This is a genomic window from Vibrio sp. QJM3NY_15 (assembly GCF_057785995.1).
In genome coordinates, this window is sequence record NZ_CM173518.1 from 829664 (window position 1) to 853572 (window position 23909).

A 23909-nucleotide genomic window follows, 5' to 3' on the forward strand; every position below is an offset into this window, starting at 1 on the left:
ACAGGCAGAGGAATTAAAGGCCATCAACGATGCTTAATGACCTTGTTTTTCGTTATAGCTTCACGTTATTGGATTAAGCTATACGTCTTCAATTAAAGCGGTTCGTGATTACTTGATGTAAGCGATCGCTTCTACTTCAACTAATGCGTCTTTTGGTAGACGAGCCGCTTCAACACAAGAGCGTGCAGGTGCGTTCTCTGTACCAAATACTTCCGTGTACACCTCGTTAAATGCAACGAAGTTTTCCATATCAGATAAGAAACATGTGGTTTTAATAACGGTATCCAGTGAACCACCACTTTGTTCCAAAACTGCTTTTAGATTTTCTAGTGACATACGAGCTTGCTCTTTGATGCCACCTTCAACAAACGCCATTGTTTTTGCATCAAGCGGTAATTGACCTGAAGTGAAGATTAGGTCTTTGAATGCCATACCTTGAGAGTAAGGGCCAATTGCTGCTGGTGCTAGATCTGTATGGATTTTTGTTTTCATTTCGTTTCTCTTTATAGGATTTCTATGCTCTAAACTCGCGGATGTATTTGTAAATAGCGTGGCGAGTAATACCAAGACGCTCAGATACGAATGCTGTCGCCTCTTTTAATTCGAAAATACCGTTCTCAAGCAATAGCTTGGTAATGGCTTTGTTTCGACCTTTTAAGTTGACTGACTCATCGTTGTCGACTTCAAAAATAGCGTGCTCAAGCGCTTGCTCAATCACTTCTGTTGTTGAAGCTCCAAAGTTCTCATGCACACCCACAGGGGCATGAGCCATGTCTGGCATTAAAGTTTTTATGATCTCAGGAAACGGGTGAGACAAGTTCATATTGATACAGAACAGCCCAATCGGTTTGCCATTTTCTCCAGCTAGCACACAGGTCGTAGATTTAAGCAGTGACCCATCTTTGCTGGTGGTGAAGTAACTCTTTGGCGTGACCTCACCAGTGCTCTCAAACACACTCAGCATTTTCAGCCCTAGATCGGTGATAGGTGACCCTACTTCTCGACCCGTGTGGTGGCCGTTCACTATCTTCACTACCGACTTTTCAAAGCTCTCAAATGAATGAATCACAACCTCACAGTGCGGACCAATAAAGTCGGCAATGGTTTCGGCTAAGCGAAAGTTCAGTGCGAGATGCTCTCTATCATTGTCGGTGAATTCAACGTTAAACGATTTATATGCTGATGCGTTCATTTTAGACCACTGTTGTTAACTTTAATTGCCTTTCATTATCTTTGGTTAATCGATGTATTTCAAGTTGCCAATTAACTTTATGTAACTATAAGACTATATATCCGCTCCCTACACAAGCCTAAAGTTACAAATAAGTACCCAAAATTGATCGTAATCAACAATATTTCCAGTTTTAGATGGTTTCTGGTCACTATAGTTAACCCTAAGATCTTGGTCACATTATTTAACTGAAATGTCAGTAAGATGCTCAGCGTAACGTAAACAAAATTGAACTATAGGGTTGGTTACTGGTTGTGAAGAGCAGCAGAAGTGCCTACCTAAATACAATAATTAGAGGTTCCAATGACTAACTACCTAAACCGCGGCTTTGAACAAGCTGAGTTTGAACACAGAACATCACGCGCTCAAAAAGTCATGCATGAGATGAATCTGGATGCGATGATTTTCACAACCGAGCCAAACGTTCGCTACTTCACTGGCTTCCACACTCAGTTTTGGCATAGCCCAACTCGTCCATGGTTTGTCATCGTTCCTGCAGAAGGAAAGCCGATTGCGATTGTTCCTGAAATCGGAGCAAGTGGTATGGCGGGAACATGGGTCGACAACATTATTACTTGGCCTTCTCCTCGTCCTGAAGATGATGGCATTAGCTTAGTTGCTAGCGCATTGAACTCTCTGCCTTGTCGTCATGGCCGAGTAGGCGCAACGCTGGGCATTGAATCTCACTTACGTATGCCGGTGAACAACTACTTGAAATTAACCACCATGGTTAAGAAAGACTTTGTTGATGTGTCTTTAGCAATGCATGAACTTCGTCAGATCAAATCACAAGCTGAAATTGAGAAAACACGTGAAATCTGCCGCATTACTAACGTTGGGTTTAGCAAGATTCCGGGTTACGCAAAAGCCGGCATGACCGAGCGTGAAATCTGTAAACAGTTCCGTATCGATATGTTGTTAGAAGGTGCGGACGAATGCCCTTACATCATCGCAGGCTCAGGGCCAGATGGTTATGACAGCATCATCATGGGTCCTACCGATCGCATTATTGAACCGGGAGATGTGTTGATCATCGATACGGGTGCTGTACGTGATGGTTATTTCTCTGATTTCGACCGTAACTGGGCATTTGGTCATGCGAGTGAGCAAACCAAAGCGGCATACCGCGCTACTTACGAAGCGACCACGAAAGGCTTCGAGGCAGCGAAACCGGGCGCAACCACGACGGACATCTACAACGCGATGTGGGGAGTACTAGAAGCCAATGGTGCATTGGGTAACGACGTTGGTCGTCTAGGTCATGGTTTAGGTATGGAGCTGACAGAGCGCCCGTCTAACACGGCTACCGACAACACAGTACTTAAGCCAGGCATGGTGATGACACTAGAACCGGGCATGGTTTACGCGCCGGGTAAGTCGATGGTTCACGAAGAGAACATTGTGATCACTGAAGACGGCGCTGAATGGTTGAGCGAACGAGCTGAACCAGAATTGATCATTATTTAGCTCAAAATTTAACACCTTACAAATTTAACACCCTACAAAAGCTGACTCTGGATTCTGGAGTCAGCATATAAAAACTATAAAAATACGAGTTTCTCATGCAAACAATAGAACAGTTTCGACAATTTGAAATCCCATTACAGCACGTTCAGGCTCCAAGGATTGGTCGAGTTCATATCGGTTTAGTGCAACTAAGTACTGACCACTCTTTAGAGATGGACTGGGCAAAATTACTGGGCACACAAGCAGGAATGTTTAGCTCCCGTGTTTATTACAGCAGCGAAATGACTCCAGAAGCACTCGACCAAATTGCGGTTGGGATCAGCGAAGCATCCGATCTGATAGCGACGGGTTTACCCATGGATGTCATGGCGTTTGGTTGCACTTCAGCTTCTATCATTATCGGTGAAGAAAAAGTCGCTAACCTTCTTACACAAAATCGCGGTGATATTCCCGCAACCAACCCATGGACAGCTGCTCAAGCCGCATTTAAGCACTTGGGTGCAAAGAAAGTTGCCGTGTTTTCCCCCTACCCAACAGAAGTGAATTTCCCTCTTTATCAACAACTGACTGCCGCTGGCTTTGAAGTTCCTGTTTTAGGTTCACTTGGCATTGAGAAAGACACTGACATCACGACGGTTTCAAAGGAATCGATGATGGAAGCGTTGAGCAAAATGTTGCCGGGCTCTGGTGCCGATGTGGTGTTTATGTCTTGCACCAACCTTCGTGTTCTTGACCACATTCAAGAGATTGAAGATCGATTTGGTATCCCAGTCGTGTGCAGCAACTCTGCGATGTTCTGGCACTGCATGCACTTAGTCGGCAACAAAGCTCAATGTCCAGGTTACGGACAATTGCTAAATCAATAGCAACCAATGAATAAAGGAATTTTAAGATGAGTAATACAACTAAAGGTTGGTTAGCTGCCATTTTCATTGGCATGCTTTGGGGTATTCCGTGGATCGTAGGGACACCTATTTTAGAAGTAATGGACGCACAAGTCTTGGTATGGGTTCGCTATACCGTCGCTTTCATTACTCTGTTTGTGATTATCCAAGTCAGCAATGCGATGGGTAAACCACAGAAAAAAGTCGATTTTAAACTTAATTGGGCAAACCGACACGACATCTTCTGGGCGGCATGTTGCGGCATTATTGGTCAAGGTGCTTTCAGTTTTCTATCGTTCCTATCTCTTGATTACATTACCGCTTCAGAAAACGGCGTGATCCAAGGCCTTATCCCAATCATCATTTTGTGTGTCGGTTTCCTTCGCCACGGCGAGCGTTTTACACCACTACAAATATTGGCAGCTGTTGGCGCCTTCGTTGGTGTCGCTATTTTGGTCATGGACCCTTCTGTTGAAGGCAGCGGATTTAACATTGGTCACTTGATCTGTCTGGGTAGTGCCGCGAGCTTCTCTACGATGGCTTACGCTCGTGCCAAGCTTGCTGAGAAATATGGTTCAGTAGCGACGATGTATCACCAGTTTGTTTTTGCGGCAATTGGCTTCGGTCTTTACCTACTGGTTGTCGGCGCCGATTTCTCTTCAGCTCTCGGTATTTTCAGTTCTCCACTTCGTATGGCTTGTATTGCAATTCTGGGTGTGGGTATTTCAGGTATCAGCTACCTAATCTACATCTATGCAATGGAACGAGTCGGCGTAGACGGAACGGGTATGGCACTTAACTTGATGCCTCTGTCTTCTTTCGTCCTGGCTGTGTTTGCTCTCGGTGAAGCGGTGACGCCAATGCGACTACTAGCGATTGCAGTCGTTATTGGCTCAATGATGTTGTTCATGAAGTTTGGTAAGGCGAAGAAAAAAGCGCCTCAGCTGAAAACAGCGACAGACGTTAACTAGCGAAAAACACTCAATAAAATCATGAGTAACAAGGCGGTGTGCGCACCGCCGTTACCTAAAAATTATGGAAGATAGACAGATGAACACAACAAACAGAGACACATTTTTAGGATGGACTGCTGCCATTGCTGTTGCCTGTATCTGGGGCGTAACTGGGGTGGTATCTAAGCCGCTCTCTATGGCTGTTGACCCGATGACATTGGTATTTTTCCGCTACGTTACTGCGGTAATTGGCCTTTCCATCATTTTCTTTTTTACATCACGTAGCAAAAGCTTAAGCGCTGACTTGGGTTCTTCGTTAAAGATCGATACCAAAGATATTGGTCGTATTGCGCTTTGTGGCATCGTTGGACAAGGGGTGTTTTCACTGTTCAACTTCCTTTCTCTTTCTCACATTGGTGCGACTGAAAACGGCGTTATTCAAGGCATGCAGCCGTTCGCGACGGTTTTCTTTGGCATGATGTTTATGAACTTTCGTATGAACAAGATTCAGTGGGGTGCTTTCATTGCTTCTGCGGTTTGTATTTACGCAATGAGTGTTGGTCCGACAAACTCCATTGAAGGTGGTACACCATTACTAGGTTACGTTTACGTGACGTGTTCAATGTTGGCGCTGGCGTGGACTGCTCACTTACGAGCTAGCTTGGCGGACAAATACGGTTCAGTTGTTTCGATGCTTTACCAATACATCTCAGTTGCAGTAATGGGCATCATCGTTGTATTGACCATGGGCTTAGACCTGTCTCAGATTTACATTATCTTCTCTAGCCCGCTGTTAATTGCTTTGCTTATTTTCTTAGGTACGGGTATCTCCGGCGGTAGCTACTTGATTCAATTGTATTCTTTCAAGCGTATCGGTGTCGAAAAGGCAACGATGGCATTAAACCTAATGCCTTTGGTTGGCTACTTAGTGGCGGTTTTAACACTTGGCGAACAGATGGCAATGGGCAAAACCATCATTGTTTCATTAATTGTGGTCGCACTTTACGTGTTCACGAAGTTTGAGACAAAGCAGGAAGAACAATCTTCAGAAAATTTAGCTTGCGATAAAAAAGCAACACCAGAAGCGAGCTAAGTGATGAAATCAGTGACTAAAGGTTGGATGGCAGCGATTGGCGTAGGGTTGTTATGGGGTTCAGAGGGCGCATTAGCTACCTTGCCATTACAAACCATTGATGCGCGATTGTTGGTGTGGCTACGCTACATGATGGCATTCTTTGTTTTATCTTTAGTCCTGATTTTCTCAGCAATGATCCACAAGAAAACTCAAAGCAAACCGAAGTTGGCGTTTAGTTGGGCTAATCGGAGCGATCTATTCAAGTTGTTGGTATGCGGTGTCGTTGGCCAAGGTTTGTTTAGCTTTCTTTCGTTTCTCTCGTTGGACTATATTTCACTGTCAGAGAATGGCGTCATTCAGGGACTTGTTCCCATTGCTATCTTGGCGATAGGTCAGCTTTTTTACGGCGCTCGATTTACTCGCATGCAAATCGTCTCTAGCGGAATTGCTTTGGTTGGCGTCAGCATGTTAGTGCTCGCTCCTCCGTTTACGTCTCAAGATAGAGGAGTAAACATCGGGCACCTGATTTGTCTATTGAGTGTGCTGAGCTTTGCGTCGGTGACTCACTTGCGCGCTCAGCTTGCAGAAAAATACGGTGCAACTTGCACCATGCATTATCAATTTGGTTTTGCGGCGGTTGGATTTTTCATTTACTTACTGGTTTCAGGCCTTGATGTACCAAGCCTGTTACTAGTGATTCGCCCTTCTTGGTCGTTACTCTGCATTATTGTGCTGGGTGGCTTTGTATCAGGGCTGGGCTACATCGCATACATATACGGCATAGAGCGTGTTGGTGTTGAAGGCAGCAGTATGGCTTTAAACCTCATCCCTATGTCTGCATTTTTCATCGCTGTTTTGGTGTTTGGAGAACTCATCACACCTTTTAGGGCGCTGGCTGTTGGCTTGATTATTGTGGCAATGATGCTGTTTGCTGCATCCAACAAGTCCCGCGAGATGACATCTAAAACAGTTTTAACAAATTAATTTTAAGTATTTATTGGAGTTTCCATGACTAACATTGCCAACGTTACAGAATGGCGCCGCCATTTACATCAGTACCCAGAGTTCGGCACTGAAGAGTTCATAACATCTGAATTCGTAGCGAACAAGCTCGAAGAGTTCGGCATTGAAGTTCACCGCGGTATTGGCGGAACAGGTGTGCTTGGAATTCTGAAAAATGGCACAAGCGATCGCTCGATTGGTCTACGTGCGGATATGGATGCGCTGCGCATTCATGAACAGAACACTTTTTGTCACGCTTCAAAACATGAAGGAGCGATGCACGCTTGTGGACATGATGGCCATACCGCGATGCTACTGGGTGCGGCGCAAGAGTTAGCAACCAGTAAGCAATTCGATGGCACTGTGTACTTCATTTTCCAACCAGATGAAGAGCGAGGCACAGGAGCGAAAGCGATGATCGCTGATGGCCTGTTCACTCGTTGGAATATGGATGCGATTTACGCTATGCATAACTTACCGGGTATCCCAGAAGGTAAATTTGTGACTCGTCCAAGCTCGCTTATGGCAAGTGAAAGCAGTTTTGAGATTGTGATCAAAGCGACGGGCGGCCACGCGGCGATGCCACACATGGGAACCGATCCGATTGTTGTTGGAGCTCAGGTGGTCACAGCACTGCAAACCATCGTTTCGCGTAATTTGAGCGCCATTGATGAGACGGCGGTTATCTCGGTGACTAACTTTGTTACCAATGGCACCGTGAATGTGATTCCTTCGCAAGTGACTATTTCTGGTGACACTCGCAGCTTTACCGATCAAGCATTGCATAAGATTGAAAAAGCGATTGAGCGTGTTGTCGCTGGCCAGTGCATGTCGGCAGGTGTTGATTATCAATACCACTTCAACAACAGCTTCTTATCAACGATTAACACGCCTGAAGAGACGGCTCACGCAGTGAAAGCAGCACAAGCGGTTGTTGGTGAAGATAATGTGAATGGAGCTTGTGAACGCTTCACCATCAGTGAGGATTTCTCGTTCATGTTACGCGAAGTTAAAGGGTGTTATGTGCTAGTTGGGAATGGTGTTGGTGAATGTGGAGGCACTGCGCTTCATAATCCACACTACGATTTCAACGATAACATTCTGGAGCATGGTGTTGGTTTCTGGAAGACTTTGGTAGAACAACAATTGTCACAGTAAGTTGATGAAAAAAAGAGCGAGAGGCTAACCTCTCGCTCTTTTTGTATGTAAGGCGTTCTCAAATTGGTGAACGGCTTTGCTGGTTTGCTTAGTTTGCTTAGCGATTTACCTGCTCAACAATCTCTCGCGTTAGGCGGGCTATCTCATCCCACTCTCCGTTTTCAACGAGCTTCTTATCCACCATCCAAGTGCCACCGCAGGCTAATACTTGAGGTACAGCCAAGTAATTATCGATGTTTGATGACGTAATGCCGCCTGTAGGCATTAGCCGAATATCGCCGTATGGGCCAACTAACGACTTAACCATACTGATGCCGCCCGATGCTTCTGCTGGGAAGAACTTGAGAGTCGTTAATCCCATTTCTAATGCCGCTTCAACGGTGCTTGGATTGTTCACACCCGGGATAATATCAATGCTGATCTCTTGGCATGCTTTAACCGTGTTTGGATTGAATCCCGGAGATACCACAAAGGTTGCGCCCGCTTCTTTCGCGGCCAGTGCTTGCTTACCATTCAAAATCGTTCCGGCACCAATCAGCATGTCAGGCTGAGCTTCTCGTAGAAGTCGAATAGCTTCAACAGCGGCGTCAGAACGAAAAGTAATTTCTGCTGCAGGAAGACCGTTTTCCGCTAAAACTTTACCTAGTGGAATAATATCTTCAGCGTTATCAATCGCGATAACAGGGATAACTTTAAGTGCTTTTAATTGGTCATTAATTGTAGGCATGGGTTTACTTCTTAATAGGGTTTGAAAGAGTATCGGTGATGGCTTTTGGAATAATTGCACCGTGGTGCTGAATAACTAGTCTCGCGAGAGCATTACCTTGTTGGCAGGCTTCTGAAACAGAACCTCCAGAGAGGTAACAAGATAAGAAACCACCGTTAAAAGAGTCACCAGCAGAGGTGCTATCAACCACAGTCTCGACAGGTGTTGTTGTGACTTTTATTGGCACATATTCGGGGCTTTCACTGATCAAGCAGCCTTCAGCACCAAGCTTTACAACAACCGTTTTGACGCCGAGTGTATGCAGTCTTTTGATGGTGTCTTGTGGCGTTTGATCGCCCCATAGCAGTTGTTCGTCATCAAAGGTAACCAAGGCTATATCTGTCGTTTTATAGGCAAGCTGATAAGCTTCTTTGGTTGCGTCTTGTGAGTCCCACAACTTTGGTCGGTAGTTACTATCAAAGGCGATGGCCACACCACGTTCACGTAGACCTTGGATGATGGTGAGTAACTTTAGCTGATCGCCATGAGGTAAGATCGCCAGAGAGATTCCACTCAAAAACACCATATCGACATCTTCAAGTTGGGCGGTTATCTTATCGAAATCGGGATGCTGTACCATGTAGCGAGCAGCCGAGTCATTACGCCAATACAGAAATGTGCGTTCACCAACGTCATCTAATTGAATCAGATACAGGCCTGGCGAGTGCTGCTCGTCAATCAGTACGAAATCAGTTGATAGCCCTTCATCTTGCCATCGGTTAAGCATCTGCTGACTGATAGCGTCAGAGCCTAACGCTGTGACATAACTGGTACGAATCACAGGTGCATCTGACGAACAGGAATAGCTGGTGGCACTTCGGTTCAAATAAACAGCGGCGTTGAGCGTATCCCCACCATAGGTCTGTTGCATGGTACCGAATGGAGCGCCGTTCAGTTCTATCATGCACTCGCCGATAATCGCAATGTGGCTCATAGTGTGCCCTTACAGAAAGATTGGTATTGCTAGGTATAAATGATGGAACGTGGCTACAAGGAAAGTAGCCACGTTGATTCTTTTCCCAATAGCTTGAGAGGAGGTCTTACTTGTTGTCTAGTTTCACGAACAACAGCGTTAGAACATAAGACAGTGCGAACACACCAACCACGCCCATTAGTGCTTGAATGAAGTTTTGCGTACCGCCTGCAAGGTAAGCCGGTAAGCTGAAGACAGAAGAAAGAATGTAGCTGGTTAAGTGAGTATCTATCGTGACCGAGATAGCACCGAACACACCCGCAGCCAAACTTGCCGTCATCATTGCTTTGGTGTATTTCGTTAGGACACCAAATAGAGCTGGTTCCGTGATGCCTAAGATAGCGGTCACGCTTGAGCCCATCGTGATTGAAGATTGCTCTTTAGAAACTGTCTTGCGTTGCTTGTGCCAGATTGCCATTGTCGCACCAGCAATTGCCATGTTACCTAAGCACATGATCGGCATAAGTAAATCCTTACCATACAGCGCAAAGTTATTTAGGCTGATTGGTGTCATGCTGTGGTGGATACCAAATACGATGGTAATCGGGCGAGTCAGACCGAAAACAAAGCCTGTTAACGTCGGAGAGATTTCCAGTAGTGAACTCATCACCCAACCCGCGCCATTACTTAGCCAGATACCCGCAGGGCCAACAAATGATAGTGTGATGGTTGAAGTCACCGTAAAGGCAAGCAGTGGTGTAAATACAGGCTTCGCAGAAGAAGGAACTAGACGGTCAACTAACGGAGTCACCTTAGACAATAACCAGATTGCTAGAATCGCAGGAACAATCGCGCCGCCGTAGTTAAGCAGTTCAATAGGAACCACGCCTAGCACCGTCAGCTCAGGTGCCGCGCCAGCATCTTTTAGCATCACCGCTTTATCTACTAGCTTGGGGGCTAACATTGCAGAGGAAACAGCAAGCGCGATGTATTCGTTCACCTTAAATACTTTGGCTGCAGAGAAAGAGACCAGCATAGGCAAGAAGAAGAACACAGCAACAGAGATAGAGCGGAAGAAATAAACCGTGTCAGAGCTTTCAGAGATAACATTGGTTGCGATAAGGCCTGAAAGTAGACCCATCAACATACCTGCACCGGCAATCGCTGGGACTACAGGGCCGAATATACCCGCGACAATGCGCATCACGCCTTGGAACAGTTTGCCTTTCTCTAGCTCATCAGCCGGATTAGCGTCAGCTTGTTGAGTGTTTGATAGCGCGTTAAACCACTTCTCTACTTCAACACCGATGATGACTTGAGTTTGACCTTGTTGAAGTACCACACCTTTCACATCAGCGATCTGCTTGATCGCTTCTTCGTCTACCAGAGACTCGTCTGCCAATTTGAATCGCAGCCTTGTCATACAGTGTGTGATACTCACGATATTGTCTTCACCACCAAGTGCAGTGACTAATAACTGTATATTTTCTTTGAAATTTTTCTTTTTCGATGATGACTTCGAGTTATTAATAACGGCATCACTCTTTTCTACCATTTGCATACTACACCTGTTATTGGAATATATTTAACTCGAGTAATCATAACGACAACCAATTTAATTCCAACGCAGTAAAAAGAGATCTCAATCACACTTGAAATTCGAAAAATTATTTTTTCACCATTTTTGGCCAATTGGTATGTTTTGTTAATCAAAAAAAAACACTTAACGTACCAATTATTTTTACCGAAAATTAGCGCTTGAAATGTGGTTTTTAAAGCGGTTAGATAATAGGAGTTGACTTAAGTTTAGGTTATTTAATTGTGAAAGAAACTATTATATCTGATATCCATTGTATTATTACTAAACCAGACAGACACAATCTCATTACCGTGGTAGTTGAAACGAATGAAGGCGTGACTGGGTTTGGTTGTGCGACATTCCAACAACGACCGCTTGCTGTAAAAACAATGGTCGATGAATATTTAAAACCTATTCTTATTGGTAAAAACGCCAATAATATTGAAGACTTATGGCAAATGATGATGGTCAACGCTTATTGGCGAAATGGTCCTGTTATCAATAATGCAATTTCCGGTGTTGATATGGCACTGTGGGATATTAAAGCCAAATTGGCGGGTATGCCGCTACATCAATTATTTGGTGGTAAGTCTCGTGATGCTATTCCGGTATACACACATGCGACTAGCGACACAATGGAAGGTATTTATGAGCTGGTGGAATCTTTCCTAGACAAAGGCTATAAGCACATTCGTTGTCAGCTTGGTTTCTATGGCGGTGTTCCAACCGATTTGTATACCACTCAAAACCCGACTGAAGGTTCGTATTACGACCAAGATCAGTACATGGACAATACACTAACGATGTTTAAGTCGCTGAGAGAGAAATATGGTAATAAATTCCATATTCTTCATGATGTTCATGAGCGCCTTTTCCCAAATCAAGCAATACAATTTGCCAAAGAAGTTGAGCAATATAAGCCTTACTTCATTGAAGATATTCTGCCGCCAAATCAAACGGAATGGCTGGATAATATTCGCAGTCAAAGTTCGGTTTCATTGGGTTTAGGGGAGTTATTTAATAACCCTGAAGAGTGGAAGTCTTTGATTGCTAACCGCCGTATTGATTTCATTCGTTGTCATGTTTCACAGATTGGTGGCATTACCCCGGCTCTGAAACTTGGTCACTTATGTCAGAATTTCGGTGTTCGTATTGCATGGCACTGCCCGCCAGATATGACACCAATTGGTGCAGCGGTAAACACGCATTTGAATGTGCATTTACACAATGCGGCTATTCAAGAGCATGTAGAATACAACGAGAATACACATAAGGTGTTCCCGAATGCGGCAGAGCCAATCAATGGTTACTTATACGCATCTGAAATCGCAGGTATTGGTGTTGAAATCGACCGAGAAGTCGCCGCTGAATTCCCTGTAATGTATCGCCCCCACGAGTGGACTCAAAGTCGCCTTCCTGATGGCGCGATTCACACTCCATAACTCAAACAGTACCTATTCGGTCACTGAGTAACGCAATAAAATAGCCGCACTAGCGGCTATTTTTATCTCTGAAATTCATACTCTCACTGTTAAAAGGCGTGTGATACGTGCATTGGTAGTTGATGTCGATAATGTCGCTGACAATGAACGTTCGCCAGAGGTTAAGAACCCTCGGTTGGTGATGTTCATCGCTGCTGAATTCTTTTTACAACCCAGAAGGTCAGCGTCATCTTTGGATACGTTGATCGCTTGATAGGTAGTGAGGTAACTGTCGATCTCTAAATCGTGTGCTAACGCGTGTTTTTGAATGGAGTTTTCAATGATCTCTGTATTCATTTCAGGGAAGATACTGACAGGTATCTTTGCCTCTTCAATCTGAACGACTTTATTATTTATTAACCTCAGTCGTCTAATCTTCCAAATATACTCATCATCAGCTAACGAAAATATTTGTTGTTCATGTTGGTTTGGTAGCGTTTTATTTAATTGAATCTTTTTATAAGATATTTCTTCAAAGCTATTTTCAGTGATTGAGTTATAGACTAGGGGAGTACCAATTAAAGAAGTATTAACAAAATACCCAGACCCAATTTTCGATTTTACCATTCCAATCGCCTCTAACTTTGCGAGTGCCTTGCGAATGGTGAAACGAGATAACCCATATATTTCAGAGAGTTCTCTTTCAGCTGGCAGTTTGTGATTAATACTGTTTTGGCAGATCTTGCTCACAATATCTTGAACAACTAATTCGTACTTTTTCATAGGCCAATAACTTTTAAAGTGTATTCACAGTGATTAAAGAATAGTGAACTAAATCAGGGATTCAGCACGCTCTTAATGACTTGAAATTGTAACATAGAAGGCCATATAGGTGATGGTAATAACGGTTCGTTAGGCGTGTTATCGAGTTCGTTCAAACAAAAAGCACGTCATCATTGGCGTGCTTTTAGTAAGTTGCGTTTGCTCAACTCTCAGTAAGCTAACGAGTTACAACTACTACTTCGCTAAGTTTTCATTTCTTAGCTTGGTTAATTCTTTCAGGCGTTTGGCATACTCTTTTTGGAATTCGTCAGGGTCAACATTTTCAGACACTTGAGCGAAAACTCGCATCTTGTTGCCGCCGTAGATCTTGGCAAGGTCGTCGTTGCTGTAGCCACGCTTCCAAAGCTCATCTGTGATCGCGGCAAGGATCTTCGCTAATTCGCCATTGCCCGTCGCCCCTTTGTTAAAGGCTTCAATCATGTAGCCGCCATCGTCGTACATTTTGGCATTTTTGGTTGCGAAATCGATCACCATGTCCGTTGAGAACATATCATCCGTTGCGATACCGACATGGTCTACGCCTACCAGTTTCACATAGTAATCAATCATATCTGCGGCTTGGACTGGAGAAATATCTTCCGGCCAAACACCGTCCATCATCCACTCGGTAAATGTTGGTGCAATGTAGCCTCCTGATTTCGCTGCGCGTATCGCTTCATCATCAGGAATAGCACGGTAACAACCTTTTGGCGTTGCATTTGGCTCACTCTTATAAAGGCCAGCAGGCACTGAGTGCGTGTAAACAAATGGCGTTCCAGGATAATTTGTTTCCATGTAATCCATCGCATCATTGGCTGTCTTAGATCCCGTATGGCTGAGATCGAGGATCACATCGTATTGACCCATTGAGTCGATAACGGATTTTCCCCATGGGGTGAGACCTATATCTCGACCATTGTAGGCCGCTAATTGCCCTGAACCGGTTCTGAAAATGTCGTTATAAGCCAAGATCATGCTTTTTAGACCCATGTCCTTCAAGATCGCCATCTTGGTGACATCTTCGTCCAAGATAGTAGCGGTTTGGCTATTCCAAAGAACCGCGGTTTTTCCTTCTGTGTGAGCTTTCTCAATATCGTGGTTTGAATGCGCTACGATGAAATTCTCAGGCTGCTTAGCCATGGCGGAACGATGCTTGTGATGGTGGAATAGGAAATCATCAAAGTTATGGTCAGCCGCTGTTACCGTGTACTCATGCCCAGTGATACCCGCGTCACGTGCGCCTTGAAAGTAGTCCAATAGCTGTTGGTCATCCTTCCAACCTGCACCGTACGGGCTTGCGAGCATACCAATCACGATAGTATCTTGAACGAATGTTTTGGCTTTGTCTGATGCTGGCCAAGTTTTGCTTTCGATACTCGCTTGGGCAACACCACAACTCATTGCAATGCTCGCCGCGACTAACGTTATCTTTTTAAACATGAAAACCTCCCAATTACTGGCTTAAGTCCATTTATATTTATGCCTAAATTTAATAGTAGACCCTGACGGTATCGTCGAGTTATTTAAAATTGATAACCCTGTCATATTTAGAAATCAAATCTGTTGTTGTTAGATATGTATTTCACTTTATTGATGAAAACTCTAGTTAAGGCTTGTTAACTTGAGTCTGTTGTAGCTAAGCTCAAAATGGTAAATGTGCATTTAGAGACATGGGTAAAGTAGAAGAGGAAGGTTAAATGGGTCTTGATATTCCGTTGATCGATAAGCGCGTGGTGTCTCACTTTCAACAAGGCTTGCAAGAAAAAAAATGGCTTGCTCTGAGTAACTCATCGTCAGCAAAATTGGCTTCAGATGTTAACTTGCCATTCAGCATGGATACGTCATCAGCGAGGTATGTGCCATTTAATGTATTTGCGCTTTTCTTGAGGAGTTTGAAAGATCACCTGAGCCCCTCTGCGTTCACTTCTTTACTGTTAGAGAGTGCAGACCGCGCTGCTCAAGAATTGCAATTCTCGGAACTTTCCATACAAGATTTTTTGCTTCAATTTCCAGTTGATAACTTGCTTGTAAAGCAGGGTTCAGGATGCTTGTCGATTTCATTCAAAATGACAACGAGTGTGGCAAGTCATGTTGAGTCTGAGTTGTTTCTTATCGTTTATACCCACGCTTACTTTAAATCGCATTATGCCGATTTAGGAAAACCGATCCGTTATGACCTAGTTACGCGAAGTTCAGAACAACTGAGTGAGCTAAAAATCCAAACGGACACACCACAGTATTTAGGTCAGGCGAGTACATGTATTCAGTACCCTCCACTGGCGAAGGAATGTGCCTTGGAAGTACAAGCCCAGTCGATGACAGATACCAGTAAAGTCGCTGAAGCGCTGTCGCCATACATTGGGCGAATGGATCTCGACTTGGATACATTTTGCGACTTAAATTCGCTCGGGAAACGCACCATTCAACGAGCGCTTTCACAAGAAAATACGACCTTTAGAGAGGTTAAAGAGTCATTGGCCTTTGATTTTGCAAAGCGTGTACTTGCTGAACAAGCATACTCGATAGCGGATGTTGCTCAGCACTTAGGGTATGCCGATGCATCGCAATTTATTCGAGCTTTCAAACGAGCCAATGGCATCACGCCGTACCAATGGAAAAAGCGGAACTCGTGAAGCGTCATCACTTCATTTTTAACTTATTGTTCCACTTGCGAATATTGAGAAGGCCATCGAAATGATGGCCTTTTTTGTGCTCAATTGATTGTATCTCATACGAGAGGTCATTATTTTATCAGTATTAATTATGAATCTTGATATGCGGCATTTTGTGTCAATCTGAAACACTGACACTCGATCGACTAATGTTTTCGTTTGAGGATGTAGAAAATGAAAAGATACCCGTCTAAATCAATCGTTACATTCTTGATTTTAACGTTATCGGCGCTGGTTTTATTGGTTGCGGCAGCATTTCAAATTCGCGGAGAACCAACGTGTGTTGATTGCTACGAATCAGACAAAGGGCAGTTCAAATATGTTCTCTATGATGGAACGTCGCCCTCTGTTATTCCAAGCATCCATAATACCTTATTGATTAACCGCACTCCCTTAATGAAAACGTTCGAGCTTGATTCTATGCCGCCAGTCACCGTTAGGGTGTGGCGAAACCAAAAAGCCTATTTGGATGAGCAGGAGCGGAGCATAGGGTATCGATATGCTTTCTCTACGGGGTATATTGCCCCTAAAAGCAATGAAATTAGGCTGCTCTATTTTGGTGGTGAGATCCATAAAACCGCATTGCATGAGTTTGTACACTTGCTGACTCTGCAAGTGAATCCGAATTTTGCAAACAATCCACGGTGGCTGTGGGAAGCTATCGCTATCTATAAGTCTGAAGATTATTGGTTTCACTTGAGTAACAGACATGCCATCAGTCGCCGTTTCGATGGGCTAGTTCAGGATTTTTATCATAAGCCGAACAGTAGCTCGGCTGTTTATGAGCTTGGGTATACGGTCGGTGAGTTTATTGAACGTTCATGGGGAGAAGCGGCGCTTGTTGATCTCATTAAGAGCAATGGGGATCCATCACAGTTTACCGACCAGTCAATAGAATCGCTGTTTTCTGATTGGGAGAAGTTCGTCAGAACCACGTACTTGAGTGGCCCGAAAAGTGAGTATGAAAAGGCCATGGAACGAAGCCCATTCGATAGAAGAGACACGTCTAACTAATCAAAAAAGAGGTGATGTTTTATATGTACATCGCCTCTTTTCTATTTGTTCTTTTAATTAGCTTTATTGTTCGGTATTCAGATGTCGAATCAACTTCGCTGGTGTACCACCGTATAAGCAGTCTGGCGGTACATCGCTGTTGACTACAGAGTTCGCTGCAATCACTGAGCGAGCCCCAATTGTCACGCCTTGGTTGATCACTGAGTTACCGCCAACCCACACATCATCTTCGATTGTAATTGGTAAACAGAAGGTTTCCCATTTACGGCGGCTACGATAATCAAGGGAGTGTGATGGCGTATAGAATTGGGCACTTGGTCCAATTAAAACATTGTTACCGATCTTGATGTTCGCACCATCTAGCATTACTGCGTTCATGTTAATGAAGGTATCTTCGCCAATCTCGATGGTTTTGCCAAACTCACAATGAAAAGGGGGCTGGATTAAGCTGCTACTACCAACCTTACCAAATAGCTGCTCTTGCAATGTGTGTTGCTGGTCTGGGTCTTGGTGGTTGTTGAAAGCCATTAGCGCCTTTCTGGCATTGGAACGCATGGTATCAATTTCTTGGTCTGCACCATCATACACTTGCCCAGATAGCATCTTTTCTAGTTCAGTTTTAACGTTTGTATTACTCATGCTTGCCCACTTTCCGAGAGTCTCGGTTTAATACCAATCGTAGTAAATAACTGGTCATCCTAGCTGGTTAAAACGCTCAATAACTGCGTTAGAAATTTTGATTGTAGAATAACTACTTATCGAAAATTTCTGCCTTGTTCTTAAGCCTTTTTCCTGCGCTATTTATGATCACTTACTTACTGTGATTGGTATAAATGACGAATACTGCAAGATTAGCGATTTTCGGGCATAAAAAAAGAGAAAAGCCTCAGCCTTTCTCTTCCTGTTTTTCTACTTAGCAATCAAGATTGCTTAAATTAGATTTGCTCAACGAAACCCATTAGGTGCTGTTTCACTTCGTCTGAAGCAAAAGCGCTCTCCACTGAGTACTTGTAGATTTCTACGTAGTCTTCTTTTGTTAGGCCGAATGTTTCACACACACGCTTCACTTCGTTGGTCATGGTTGTGTTCGACACAGTACGGTTATCTGTGTTGATCGTAACAACGATGCCGTCTTTCTTGAATTCAGCAATTGGGTGGTCGCTGAATTTGTGAATACATTTAGTTTGAACGTTACTTGTTGGGCAAGTTTCAAGCGCAACTTGCTTCACTTTAACGATGTTGTACGCGTCTTCGTTACCTTGGATGTGAACACCGTGGCCGATACGTTCAGCGTCAAGCATTGTCACTGCATCGTAAACGTTTTGACCATGCCATTGCTCACCAGCATGAACGGTAATGCGGTAGCCTTTTTCAAGAGCGTATTGTGTGTATTCTGGGAATTCAGCACAGAAGCCTGGCTTTTCGCCACCTGCGATATCAAACGCCACAACACCTTTACCTAGGTAGGGTTGGCCTGCGTCGATTACGTCTTTGATAGAGTCTTTAGGGAACATACGAAGCACAGACATGATGTAGTTGCCTTTGATGTCGTATTTCTCTTCAGCGCGCTTCATGCCTTTTACTGCACTTGCAATGATCGTATCAAGAGACAGACCTTTATTTACGTGCAGGATTGGTGCGAAGCGAACTTCTAGGTACTTAACGTTTTCCAGTGCAGCGTCTTCGTAAAGCTCGAAAGAGATACGTTCAATCGCTTCTTCAGTCTGCATTACTTGTAGTGGCAGGCTGAAACAAGCCAGATACTCATCTAGGTTTTTGCAATCTTCTGCCACCGTTAGAGATTGAACAACCGCGTCGCGATCTTCAGGTAGTTCGATATTGTACTGTTTTGCTAGGTCAATAATCGTATCTGGGCGAACACTTCCGTCTAGGTGGCAGTGTAAATCAATCTTTGGTAGTGCTAGAAAATCCATGAGTATTCCTTAATTCTATTATTATTTGAGCGTGTTAACTCACATGCGCTAAATTTACCAAGACAATGATATGATTTAAAGTGACAATTAATCATCATTAACCTGAATTTAGGGAATATCATGGTAGATGTTAAAAGCTTACTTAAATGCGATATGAATTTGCTGCTTTGCCTACACGTTCTCATTGAAGAGCGAAGCGTGAGCAAAACCGCAGAGCGACTCTTTTTGAGTCAATCTGCGGTAAGTAAACAGCTCACCAAACTCAGAGCTTTGTTTGATGATCCGCTGTTTGAGCGAGAATCCAAAGGGCTATTTCCCACACCCAAAGCACTCGCGTTAGCGCCTAAGATTCACCAAATTCTACTGCAGATCGAAAAGCTGACCGTTCCCGAAGTTTTCGATCCTAAAGACAGTGAGCGTACTTTCACTATAGACCTTGTTGAAACCGCCTACACCGCGATCTATCCGCACTTTATGCCGACAGCACTTGCCGATGCGCCGCACATTACCATCAACAGTTCGACGTGGAGCAGCGACAGCTTCAAGCGTTTACTCAAACGTGAGGTGGATTTTGGTATCGGTATATTTGAGCTAGATGAGCGCGCTTCTACCCATGTCCAGTGTATCCCTGACGAGTTGGATTACGTGGAACTGTGCTTGGATTATTCTGTGTGTTTGATGCGTAATGACCACCCAGCCTTGCAAGAAGAGTGGAACCTCGACACTTTTTTGAAGTATCGACACATACAGTTGGTGACGGGTGGAGCGGGTGACTGGTTATTGATGGAAGTGCTTAACTCCAAGCAGCTTGAAATCAACAAAGCCGCGAATGTTTCAGACATCACCAGTGCCATTAAGCTGTGTAAGCAGAGTGATTTACTGATGTGTTACCCATACAACTCAGTACGCGATTACATTGATAGCGGAGAGTTAGTGATGAAGCCCGTTCCGGTTGATTTGGTGCCGGGAGGCTTGTTCCTTCTATGGCACAAATATTTCGATTCAGAACCGAGCCATAAATGGTTGCGCGATCTGATCATTGAACAGACTCGATAGTTGAGATGTACAATTTATTCAAGCTATTGAAAGATAAGACAAACGTAGTTATTTGATAAATAATCCAGTTTTATTTCGTCTTTTGGAATTAAGCTTCGTCTTATTCTGGGTGCTATTTTTATTTGGAAGATGAGAGATGACAATTCCACGGTTACCACAACAAATTATTGAAGACGCGTGTGAGTGGGCGATCATGCACGGTGTTGCGTTTCGCCAGTCAGATAATACCGCGAGGCATTGTCCTTTCAGCATTGCTCCTATGACTATGGAGCGTGAGGTGTATGAACACTTGTTGAAGGTAACACCGCTGATCACCAAGTTAATCAGCAATGTTTCCGAAGATCATGATTTCTTGCAATCATCACTGAATGATATGGCCAAAGCTGATCCGTTTTTTGGCCGTTTGATGGAGCTGCATCAACAAGCACATGGCGAGCTGTCTCATCGTCTTTATCCTGCTCGTCAACCGTTGTTATTAATGCGTACTGACTTCATGGATGATCGCCAGCATGGCGCGAAAGTGATCGAGTTTAATGGCATTGCAGCAGGGATGGCACCATTCGGACAAAAGGCCACAGAGTTCCATGATTACATGCAAAATCAATGGCCTGAGACTTATCAGGGCTGGCTTGAAGATAAATCTGCAACACCTGCTGAAAACCAAGGCTTAACGCAGTTGGCTTATGGTATTGCGACTTCAGCAAGAAAAGTGCGAGCTGACTTTAATGATTCAGATAAGCCAACATTCTTGATGGTAGTGCAAAAGAATGAAGACAATGTTTACGACCAGCACCTACTCGAAATTGAACTGCAAAAGCAGGGTGTACGTACGGTTCGCCGTACTTTCGAACAACTGAGCTGTCAGCTTTCATCGGGTGATAACCAACGCTTGTTACTGCAAGATGTCGGCGCTGTCGATGTGGTCTACCTAAGAGCGGGCTATCAGTATTCAGACTACTGGGCACCAGAACTCAACGAATCGGTTTGTTGTCATACACTAAGCCAAACGCGCGTGTTTATGGAGCAACACCATGTCGCAATGAACGCGACCATCAGCCAACAATTAGCGACCAGTAAAACCATGCAAATGCTGCTGACCATGATGCCAGCATCTGAATACGCACGCTGGGGTTTAACGTTAGAAGAAGCAGAACTGGTGAAAAGTGTCTTGGCTGATATGAAGCCAATTAATACCGATACTATCGAGTGGTTCAATAGCGTGGCGATTAAACAAGAGTGGGTGTTAAAAAACCAAGGCGAGGGCGGTGGCCATTGTGTCTTTGGTGACGACATCAGCGAGCAACTGAGCCAACTTAAGCCAGAAGAGTACGACGCATGGGCATTGATGCAGCGCTTGTATCCACACGAACGTGACGTACCAACCATTGCGGTGCGTGACACTCAACAAACGCTAGTGACAGATTTAGTCAGCGAAGTTGGCCTATTTACCGCTTACTACCAAGGTAAGCCAGTTACCGAATTAGACGGTTATGCGGGATATCTTATTCGTAGCAAACCTGCGAGTGAGAATGAAGGCGGGATCCACAGCGGAAAGGGGATTCTCGATTCATTGGTGTTGATTGATTAGTGCTTAATTCTGAACAGTGACAGATAGCAGTAAGGCCAGCGCATGAACGTTGGCCTTTATGGTCTTTAAAGTGCAATGAATTAATTAGTTCTAGGTTTAAATCATAGATTTTATTCCAGTGATTATGTCTTATTTTCAATTAACAAGCTGCGCTGGTGTAAACGGTAGATTGTGAATAGATTGGTGGCAATAAATGCTCCTTCGACCAAAGATCCGCCGATAGAACCAAGCCAAATATTGTGGCTAATCCAACAAAGTGAGTTGAACAGAATAAAGGATCTCAGTGTTACACCTTGTTTGGTAAATAATGCCCAAGTGGCAACTGAAGAACCTAAAACGGTTATGAATTCAAAGAAGTGTGTGATGTTAGGTAATGTCATTACCCACATTAAACCAATGAAAAACCACATCACTTTGCGTGATTGAGTTTTGATGGAAGCATAACTACGAAGTGCGTTAATCATCACGCCAATGGCAGCAACTGTAGCTCCCATTAAGGTGAAGTGAATTCCCATGAACAGACAGAACATCATCATCTGATAACGAAATCGCATGTCGTCTTTTTGCCAAAAGGCCATCACGCCAACTAGGAATGCAATTCCGCCAATACCTTGTGCTATTGCGTTTTCCATACTCGTTCCATCAGTCAATTTAAGTTTATGAACAAAAATTCAGCCCTCTAATTAGAGGGCTGGTTAATGCTTTAATTGACTACTTAAAGCTAATTATTGTTCGATGAATGTGATTATTGATTCACTAAAGCAACGGCTTCACGAGTTAAATGAGCCAATTCTTCCCAATTGCCTTCTTCAATTAGCTTCTTATCCACCATCCAAGTACCGCCACATGCGAGTACTCTAGGTATCGCTAGATAGTCTTTAATGTTGTTAGGGTTAATGCCACCTGTCGGCATGATCTCAATATCCGTGTAAGGCGCAAGAAGTGATTTAACCATGTTGATGCCACCAGACGCTTCAGCAGGGAAAAACTTCAATGTGGTTAAGCCCATTTCTAGAGCGGCTTCTACTGTACTTGGGTTGTTCACTCCAGGAATGATGTCAATACCAATTTCTTGGCAAGCTCTTACTGTGTTTGGGTTAAAGCCAGGAGAGACGACGAACGTTGCGCCCGCTTCTTTAGCCGCGATCGCTTGCTCACGATTGAGTACAGTGCCTGCGCCGATCAACATATCTGGTTGTGATTCACGAAGTAGACGAATAGCTTCGACAGCAGCCTCAGAACGGAACGTAATTTCTGCTGCAGGCAAACCATTTTCAGCTAACACTTTACCCAGAGGGATGATGTCTTCAGCGTTGTCGATAGCGATCACAGGGATAACTTTCAGTGTTTTTAGTTGTTGTTTGATGTTCATTGGTATTCCTTAAATGGCTGTGATGGCCGCTTGAGTAAGTTCTTTTGCAATAATGGCACCGCGATGTTGGATAACGACGCCTGCCATGGTATTGCCACGCTGGCACGACGTTGTTAAGTCTTCGCCAGCAAGGTAAGCAGATAAAAACCCGCCATTGAATGAGTCTCCTGCCGAGGTCGTATCAACGACATGTTCAACAGGTAGGGTCGGCACCGCCCGTGGAGCCGAAGCGGTACCAGAGTTTAGATTTATGTCACTTTGAATTGTGGCATCTTGAATGAGGCAGCCATCTGCACCCAGTTTGACGATGCATCGCTTAACCCCCAGCACTGTTAGACGTTCGATAGTTTGTTCAGGTGAAGCATCTCCCCAAATCAACTGTTCGTCATCGAATGTCACTAACGCTAAATCCGTCAATGTATACATGGCTTGGTAGCTGTTTTTGACGGTCTGGTTTTTGTCCTGTGGCCAAAGCGCAGGGCGGAAGTTACTGTCGAAGGCGATCTCAACGCCTTGCGTCTTCAATTCAACCAAGATGTTCAATAACTGGATACGATCTTGTTCAGGCAAAATTGCTAATGTGATGCCGCTGAGAAAGACCATATCGACGTTGCGCAAAGCTTGTTTTATCTGGCTAAAATCTGGATGTTGCAACAGGTACCGTGCTGCTGATTGATTACGCCAGTATAAGAAGGTACGCTCACCTGCGTCATCAAGCTGAATCAGGTATAGGCCTGGGGTACGTTGGCTGTCTTGTAGAACTAGATCCGTCGACAGCCCTTCTTGTTGCCAGCGTTCTAACATTCCCTTGCTAATCGGGTCTGCACCTAAAGCCGTGACGTAGGACACTTTGATGTCATTTGGATTGAGGTTGGCCTCACAGCCGCGGCTTAGATAGACCGCAGCATTGAGTGTGTCTCCGCCAAACGTTTGATGCATTGAGCCGAACGGTTTTCCGTTAAGCTCGATCATGCACTCACCAATAATGGCGATATGTTTCAT

22 protein-coding genes and 1 pseudogene are annotated in these 23909 nt (G+C 44.2%); 11 read left to right on the plus strand and 12 right to left on the minus strand.

From position 1 onward, the window contains the following. Window positions 1-108 precede the first annotated feature (108 nt). On the minus strand, window positions 109-492 hold the full coding sequence (locus AC3CKG_RS20100; RefSeq protein ID WP_004732389.1) for a RidA family protein: 384 nt from the start codon (window positions 490-492) through the stop codon (window positions 109-111). Window positions 493-514: 22 nt separating this feature from the next. Then, window positions 515-1192, minus strand: a complete 678-nt coding sequence (locus tag AC3CKG_RS20105) for a helix-turn-helix transcriptional regulator (RefSeq protein WP_017095787.1) — start codon at window positions 1190-1192, stop codon at window positions 515-517. 342 nt (window positions 1193-1534) lie between these two features. Between AC3CKG_RS20105 and AC3CKG_RS20110 the strand changes: the two genes are divergently transcribed. The 6 genes from AC3CKG_RS20110 to AC3CKG_RS20135 all read left to right on the plus strand — a co-directional run bounded on the left by AC3CKG_RS20110 (window position 1535) and on the right by AC3CKG_RS20135 (window position 7770). Further along, window positions 1535-2698 carry a M24 family metallopeptidase gene (locus AC3CKG_RS20110; RefSeq protein WP_048662519.1) on the plus strand — a complete coding sequence of 388 codons (1164 nt, stop codon included), beginning with the start codon at window positions 1535-1537 and terminating at the stop codon, window positions 2696-2698. Between the two features lie 95 nt (window positions 2699-2793). Then, window positions 2794-3564, plus strand: coding sequence for a maleate cis-trans isomerase family protein (locus tag AC3CKG_RS20115; protein ID WP_108195090.1), 771 nt, complete (start codon window positions 2794-2796; stop codon window positions 3562-3564). Between the two features lie 26 nt (window positions 3565-3590). Then, a complete protein-coding gene (locus tag AC3CKG_RS20120) occupies window positions 3591-4553 on the plus strand; it encodes a DMT family transporter (RefSeq protein WP_052879296.1) in 963 nt (320 codons plus the stop codon). A gap of 79 nt (window positions 4554-4632) precedes the next feature. Continuing rightward, window positions 4633-5628, plus strand: a complete 996-nt coding sequence (locus AC3CKG_RS20125) for an EamA family transporter (RefSeq protein ID WP_372227682.1) — start codon at window positions 4633-4635, stop codon at window positions 5626-5628. Between the two features lie 3 nt (window positions 5629-5631). Continuing rightward, window positions 5632-6594 (plus strand): DMT family transporter, encoded by a 963-nt coding sequence (locus AC3CKG_RS20130; RefSeq protein WP_488529897.1) that lies wholly within the window; start codon window positions 5632-5634, stop codon window positions 6592-6594. A 24-nt stretch (window positions 6595-6618) separates the two neighbouring features. After that, window positions 6619-7770, plus strand: coding sequence for a M20 aminoacylase family protein (locus AC3CKG_RS20135; RefSeq protein ID WP_102297830.1), 1152 nt, complete (start codon window positions 6619-6621; stop codon window positions 7768-7770). Window positions 7771-7867: 97 nt separating this feature from the next. Here AC3CKG_RS20135 and AC3CKG_RS20140 read toward each other — a convergent pair whose 3' ends face one another. From AC3CKG_RS20140 to AC3CKG_RS20150, 3 genes are all read right to left on the minus strand, one after another. After that, window positions 7868-8497 carry a bifunctional 4-hydroxy-2-oxoglutarate aldolase/2-dehydro-3-deoxy-phosphogluconate aldolase gene (locus AC3CKG_RS20140; protein WP_372227681.1) on the minus strand — a complete coding sequence of 210 codons (630 nt, stop codon included), beginning with the start codon at window positions 8495-8497 and terminating at the stop codon, window positions 7868-7870. Window positions 8498-8501: 4 nt separating this feature from the next. Further along, the gene (locus AC3CKG_RS20145) at window positions 8502-9470 is read right to left on the minus strand and encodes a sugar kinase (protein ID WP_488529898.1); all 969 of its coding nucleotides are present in this window, start codon (window positions 9468-9470) and stop codon (window positions 8502-8504) included. A 106-nt stretch (window positions 9471-9576) separates the two neighbouring features. Beyond that, a complete protein-coding gene (locus tag AC3CKG_RS20150; protein ID WP_102279992.1) occupies window positions 9577-11010 on the minus strand; it encodes a PTS transporter subunit EIIC in 1434 nt (477 codons plus the stop codon). Window positions 11011-11270: 260 nt separating this feature from the next. Between AC3CKG_RS20150 and AC3CKG_RS20155 the strand changes: the two genes are divergently transcribed. Next, window positions 11271-12470: an enolase C-terminal domain-like protein gene (locus AC3CKG_RS20155; RefSeq protein ID WP_488529899.1), complete on the plus strand. Its 1200-nt coding sequence runs from the start codon at window positions 11271-11273 to the stop codon at window positions 12468-12470. Window positions 12471-12519: 49 nt separating this feature from the next. Here AC3CKG_RS20155 and AC3CKG_RS20160 read toward each other — a convergent pair. Together AC3CKG_RS20160 and AC3CKG_RS20165 are read right to left on the minus strand one after the other, a co-directional pair. Next, window positions 12520-13232: pseudogene (locus AC3CKG_RS20160) on the minus strand (GntR family transcriptional regulator). Between the two features lie 234 nt (window positions 13233-13466). Next, a complete protein-coding gene (locus AC3CKG_RS20165) occupies window positions 13467-14711 on the minus strand; it encodes a membrane dipeptidase (RefSeq protein ID WP_488529900.1) in 1245 nt (414 codons plus the stop codon). A gap of 257 nt (window positions 14712-14968) precedes the next feature. Here AC3CKG_RS20165 and AC3CKG_RS20170 point away from each other — a divergent pair, with 257 nt between their 5' ends. Together AC3CKG_RS20170 and AC3CKG_RS20175 are read left to right on the plus strand one after the other, a co-directional pair. Then, a complete protein-coding gene (locus AC3CKG_RS20170) occupies window positions 14969-15904 on the plus strand; it encodes a helix-turn-helix domain-containing protein (protein WP_488529901.1) in 936 nt (311 codons plus the stop codon). 213 nt (window positions 15905-16117) lie between these two features. Next, window positions 16118-16957: a hypothetical protein gene (locus AC3CKG_RS20175; protein WP_488529902.1), complete on the plus strand. Its 840-nt coding sequence runs from the start codon at window positions 16118-16120 to the stop codon at window positions 16955-16957. A 63-nt stretch (window positions 16958-17020) separates the two neighbouring features. On the opposite strand, the gene AC3CKG_RS20180 is transcribed toward AC3CKG_RS20175, so the two are convergent. Together AC3CKG_RS20180 and add are read right to left on the minus strand one after the other, a co-directional pair. Beyond that, window positions 17021-17596 (minus strand): sugar O-acetyltransferase, encoded by a 576-nt coding sequence (locus AC3CKG_RS20180; RefSeq protein ID WP_102300122.1) that lies wholly within the window; start codon window positions 17594-17596, stop codon window positions 17021-17023. A gap of 296 nt (window positions 17597-17892) precedes the next feature. Next, complete coding sequence (gene add, locus AC3CKG_RS20185; RefSeq protein ID WP_488529903.1) at window positions 17893-18891, minus strand: adenosine deaminase; 999 nt, start codon at window positions 18889-18891, stop codon at window positions 17893-17895. A 120-nt stretch (window positions 18892-19011) separates the two neighbouring features. Here add and AC3CKG_RS20190 point away from each other — a divergent pair, with 120 nt between their 5' ends. Both AC3CKG_RS20190 and AC3CKG_RS20195 read left to right on the plus strand, forming a co-directional pair. Continuing rightward, on the plus strand, window positions 19012-19947 hold the full coding sequence (locus AC3CKG_RS20190) for a LysR substrate-binding domain-containing protein (RefSeq protein ID WP_017098499.1): 936 nt from the start codon (window positions 19012-19014) through the stop codon (window positions 19945-19947). Window positions 19948-20083: 136 nt separating this feature from the next. After that, window positions 20084-21535, plus strand: coding sequence for a glutathione synthase (locus tag AC3CKG_RS20195; RefSeq protein ID WP_488529904.1), 1452 nt, complete (start codon window positions 20084-20086; stop codon window positions 21533-21535). Window positions 21536-21657: 122 nt separating this feature from the next. Here the strand turns inward: AC3CKG_RS20195 and AC3CKG_RS20200 are convergent, their stop codons facing one another. The 3 genes from AC3CKG_RS20200 to AC3CKG_RS20210 form a co-directional block, all read right to left on the minus strand. Next, window positions 21658-22167 carry a YgjV family protein gene (locus AC3CKG_RS20200; protein WP_488529905.1) on the minus strand — a complete coding sequence of 170 codons (510 nt, stop codon included), beginning with the start codon at window positions 22165-22167 and terminating at the stop codon, window positions 21658-21660. A gap of 113 nt (window positions 22168-22280) precedes the next feature. Further along, window positions 22281-22907 carry a bifunctional 4-hydroxy-2-oxoglutarate aldolase/2-dehydro-3-deoxy-phosphogluconate aldolase gene (locus tag AC3CKG_RS20205; RefSeq protein WP_102340085.1) on the minus strand — a complete coding sequence of 209 codons (627 nt, stop codon included), beginning with the start codon at window positions 22905-22907 and terminating at the stop codon, window positions 22281-22283. 9 nt (window positions 22908-22916) lie between these two features. Continuing rightward, window positions 22917-23909 (minus strand): sugar kinase, encoded by a 993-nt coding sequence (locus tag AC3CKG_RS20210; RefSeq protein WP_488529906.1) that lies wholly within the window; start codon window positions 23907-23909, stop codon window positions 22917-22919.

Coding starts and splice junctions, on each gene's coding strand:
- AC3CKG_RS20145 (WP_488529898.1), bottom strand. CDS start 9,470: ATGAGCCACATTGCGATTATCGGCGAGTGCATGATAGAACTGAACGGC.
- AC3CKG_RS20140 (WP_372227681.1), bottom strand. CDS start 8,497: ATGCCTACAATTAATGACCAATTAAAAGCACTTAAAGTTATCCCTGTT.
- AC3CKG_RS20180 (WP_102300122.1), bottom strand. CDS start 17,596: ATGAGTAATACAAACGTTAAAACTGAACTAGAAAAGATGCTATCTGGG.
- AC3CKG_RS20130 (WP_488529897.1), top strand. CDS start 5,632: ATGAAATCAGTGACTAAAGGTTGGATGGCAGCGATTGGCGTAGGGTTG.
- AC3CKG_RS20170 (WP_488529901.1), top strand. CDS start 14,969: ATGGGTCTTGATATTCCGTTGATCGATAAGCGCGTGGTGTCTCACTTT.
- AC3CKG_RS20115 (WP_108195090.1), top strand. CDS start 2,794: ATGCAAACAATAGAACAGTTTCGACAATTTGAAATCCCATTACAGCAC.
- AC3CKG_RS20190 (WP_017098499.1), top strand. CDS start 19,012: ATGGTAGATGTTAAAAGCTTACTTAAATGCGATATGAATTTGCTGCTT.
- AC3CKG_RS20105 (WP_017095787.1), bottom strand. CDS start 1,192: ATGAACGCATCAGCATATAAATCGTTTAACGTTGAATTCACCGACAAT.
- AC3CKG_RS20195 (WP_488529904.1), top strand. CDS start 20,084: ATGACAATTCCACGGTTACCACAACAAATTATTGAAGACGCGTGTGAG.
- AC3CKG_RS20210 (WP_488529906.1), bottom strand. CDS start 23,909: ATGAAACATATCGCCATTATTGGTGAGTGCATGATCGAGCTTAACGGA.
- AC3CKG_RS20125 (WP_372227682.1), top strand. CDS start 4,633: ATGAACACAACAAACAGAGACACATTTTTAGGATGGACTGCTGCCATT.
- AC3CKG_RS20100 (WP_004732389.1), bottom strand. CDS start 492: ATGAAAACAAAAATCCATACAGATCTAGCACCAGCAGCAATTGGCCCT.
- AC3CKG_RS20165 (WP_488529900.1), bottom strand. CDS start 14,711: ATGTTTAAAAAGATAACGTTAGTCGCGGCGAGCATTGCAATGAGTTGT.
- AC3CKG_RS20200 (WP_488529905.1), bottom strand. CDS start 22,167: ATGGAAAACGCAATAGCACAAGGTATTGGCGGAATTGCATTCCTAGTT.
- AC3CKG_RS20120 (WP_052879296.1), top strand. CDS start 3,591: ATGAGTAATACAACTAAAGGTTGGTTAGCTGCCATTTTCATTGGCATG.
- AC3CKG_RS20110 (WP_048662519.1), top strand. CDS start 1,535: ATGACTAACTACCTAAACCGCGGCTTTGAACAAGCTGAGTTTGAACAC.
- AC3CKG_RS20175 (WP_488529902.1), top strand. CDS start 16,118: ATGAAAAGATACCCGTCTAAATCAATCGTTACATTCTTGATTTTAACG.
- add (WP_488529903.1), bottom strand. CDS start 18,891: ATGGATTTTCTAGCACTACCAAAGATTGATTTACACTGCCACCTAGAC.
- AC3CKG_RS20135 (WP_102297830.1), top strand. CDS start 6,619: ATGACTAACATTGCCAACGTTACAGAATGGCGCCGCCATTTACATCAG.
- AC3CKG_RS20150 (WP_102279992.1), bottom strand. CDS start 11,010: ATGCAAATGGTAGAAAAGAGTGATGCCGTTATTAATAACTCGAAGTCA.
- AC3CKG_RS20205 (WP_102340085.1), bottom strand. CDS start 22,907: ATGAACATCAAACAACAACTAAAAACACTGAAAGTTATCCCTGTGATC.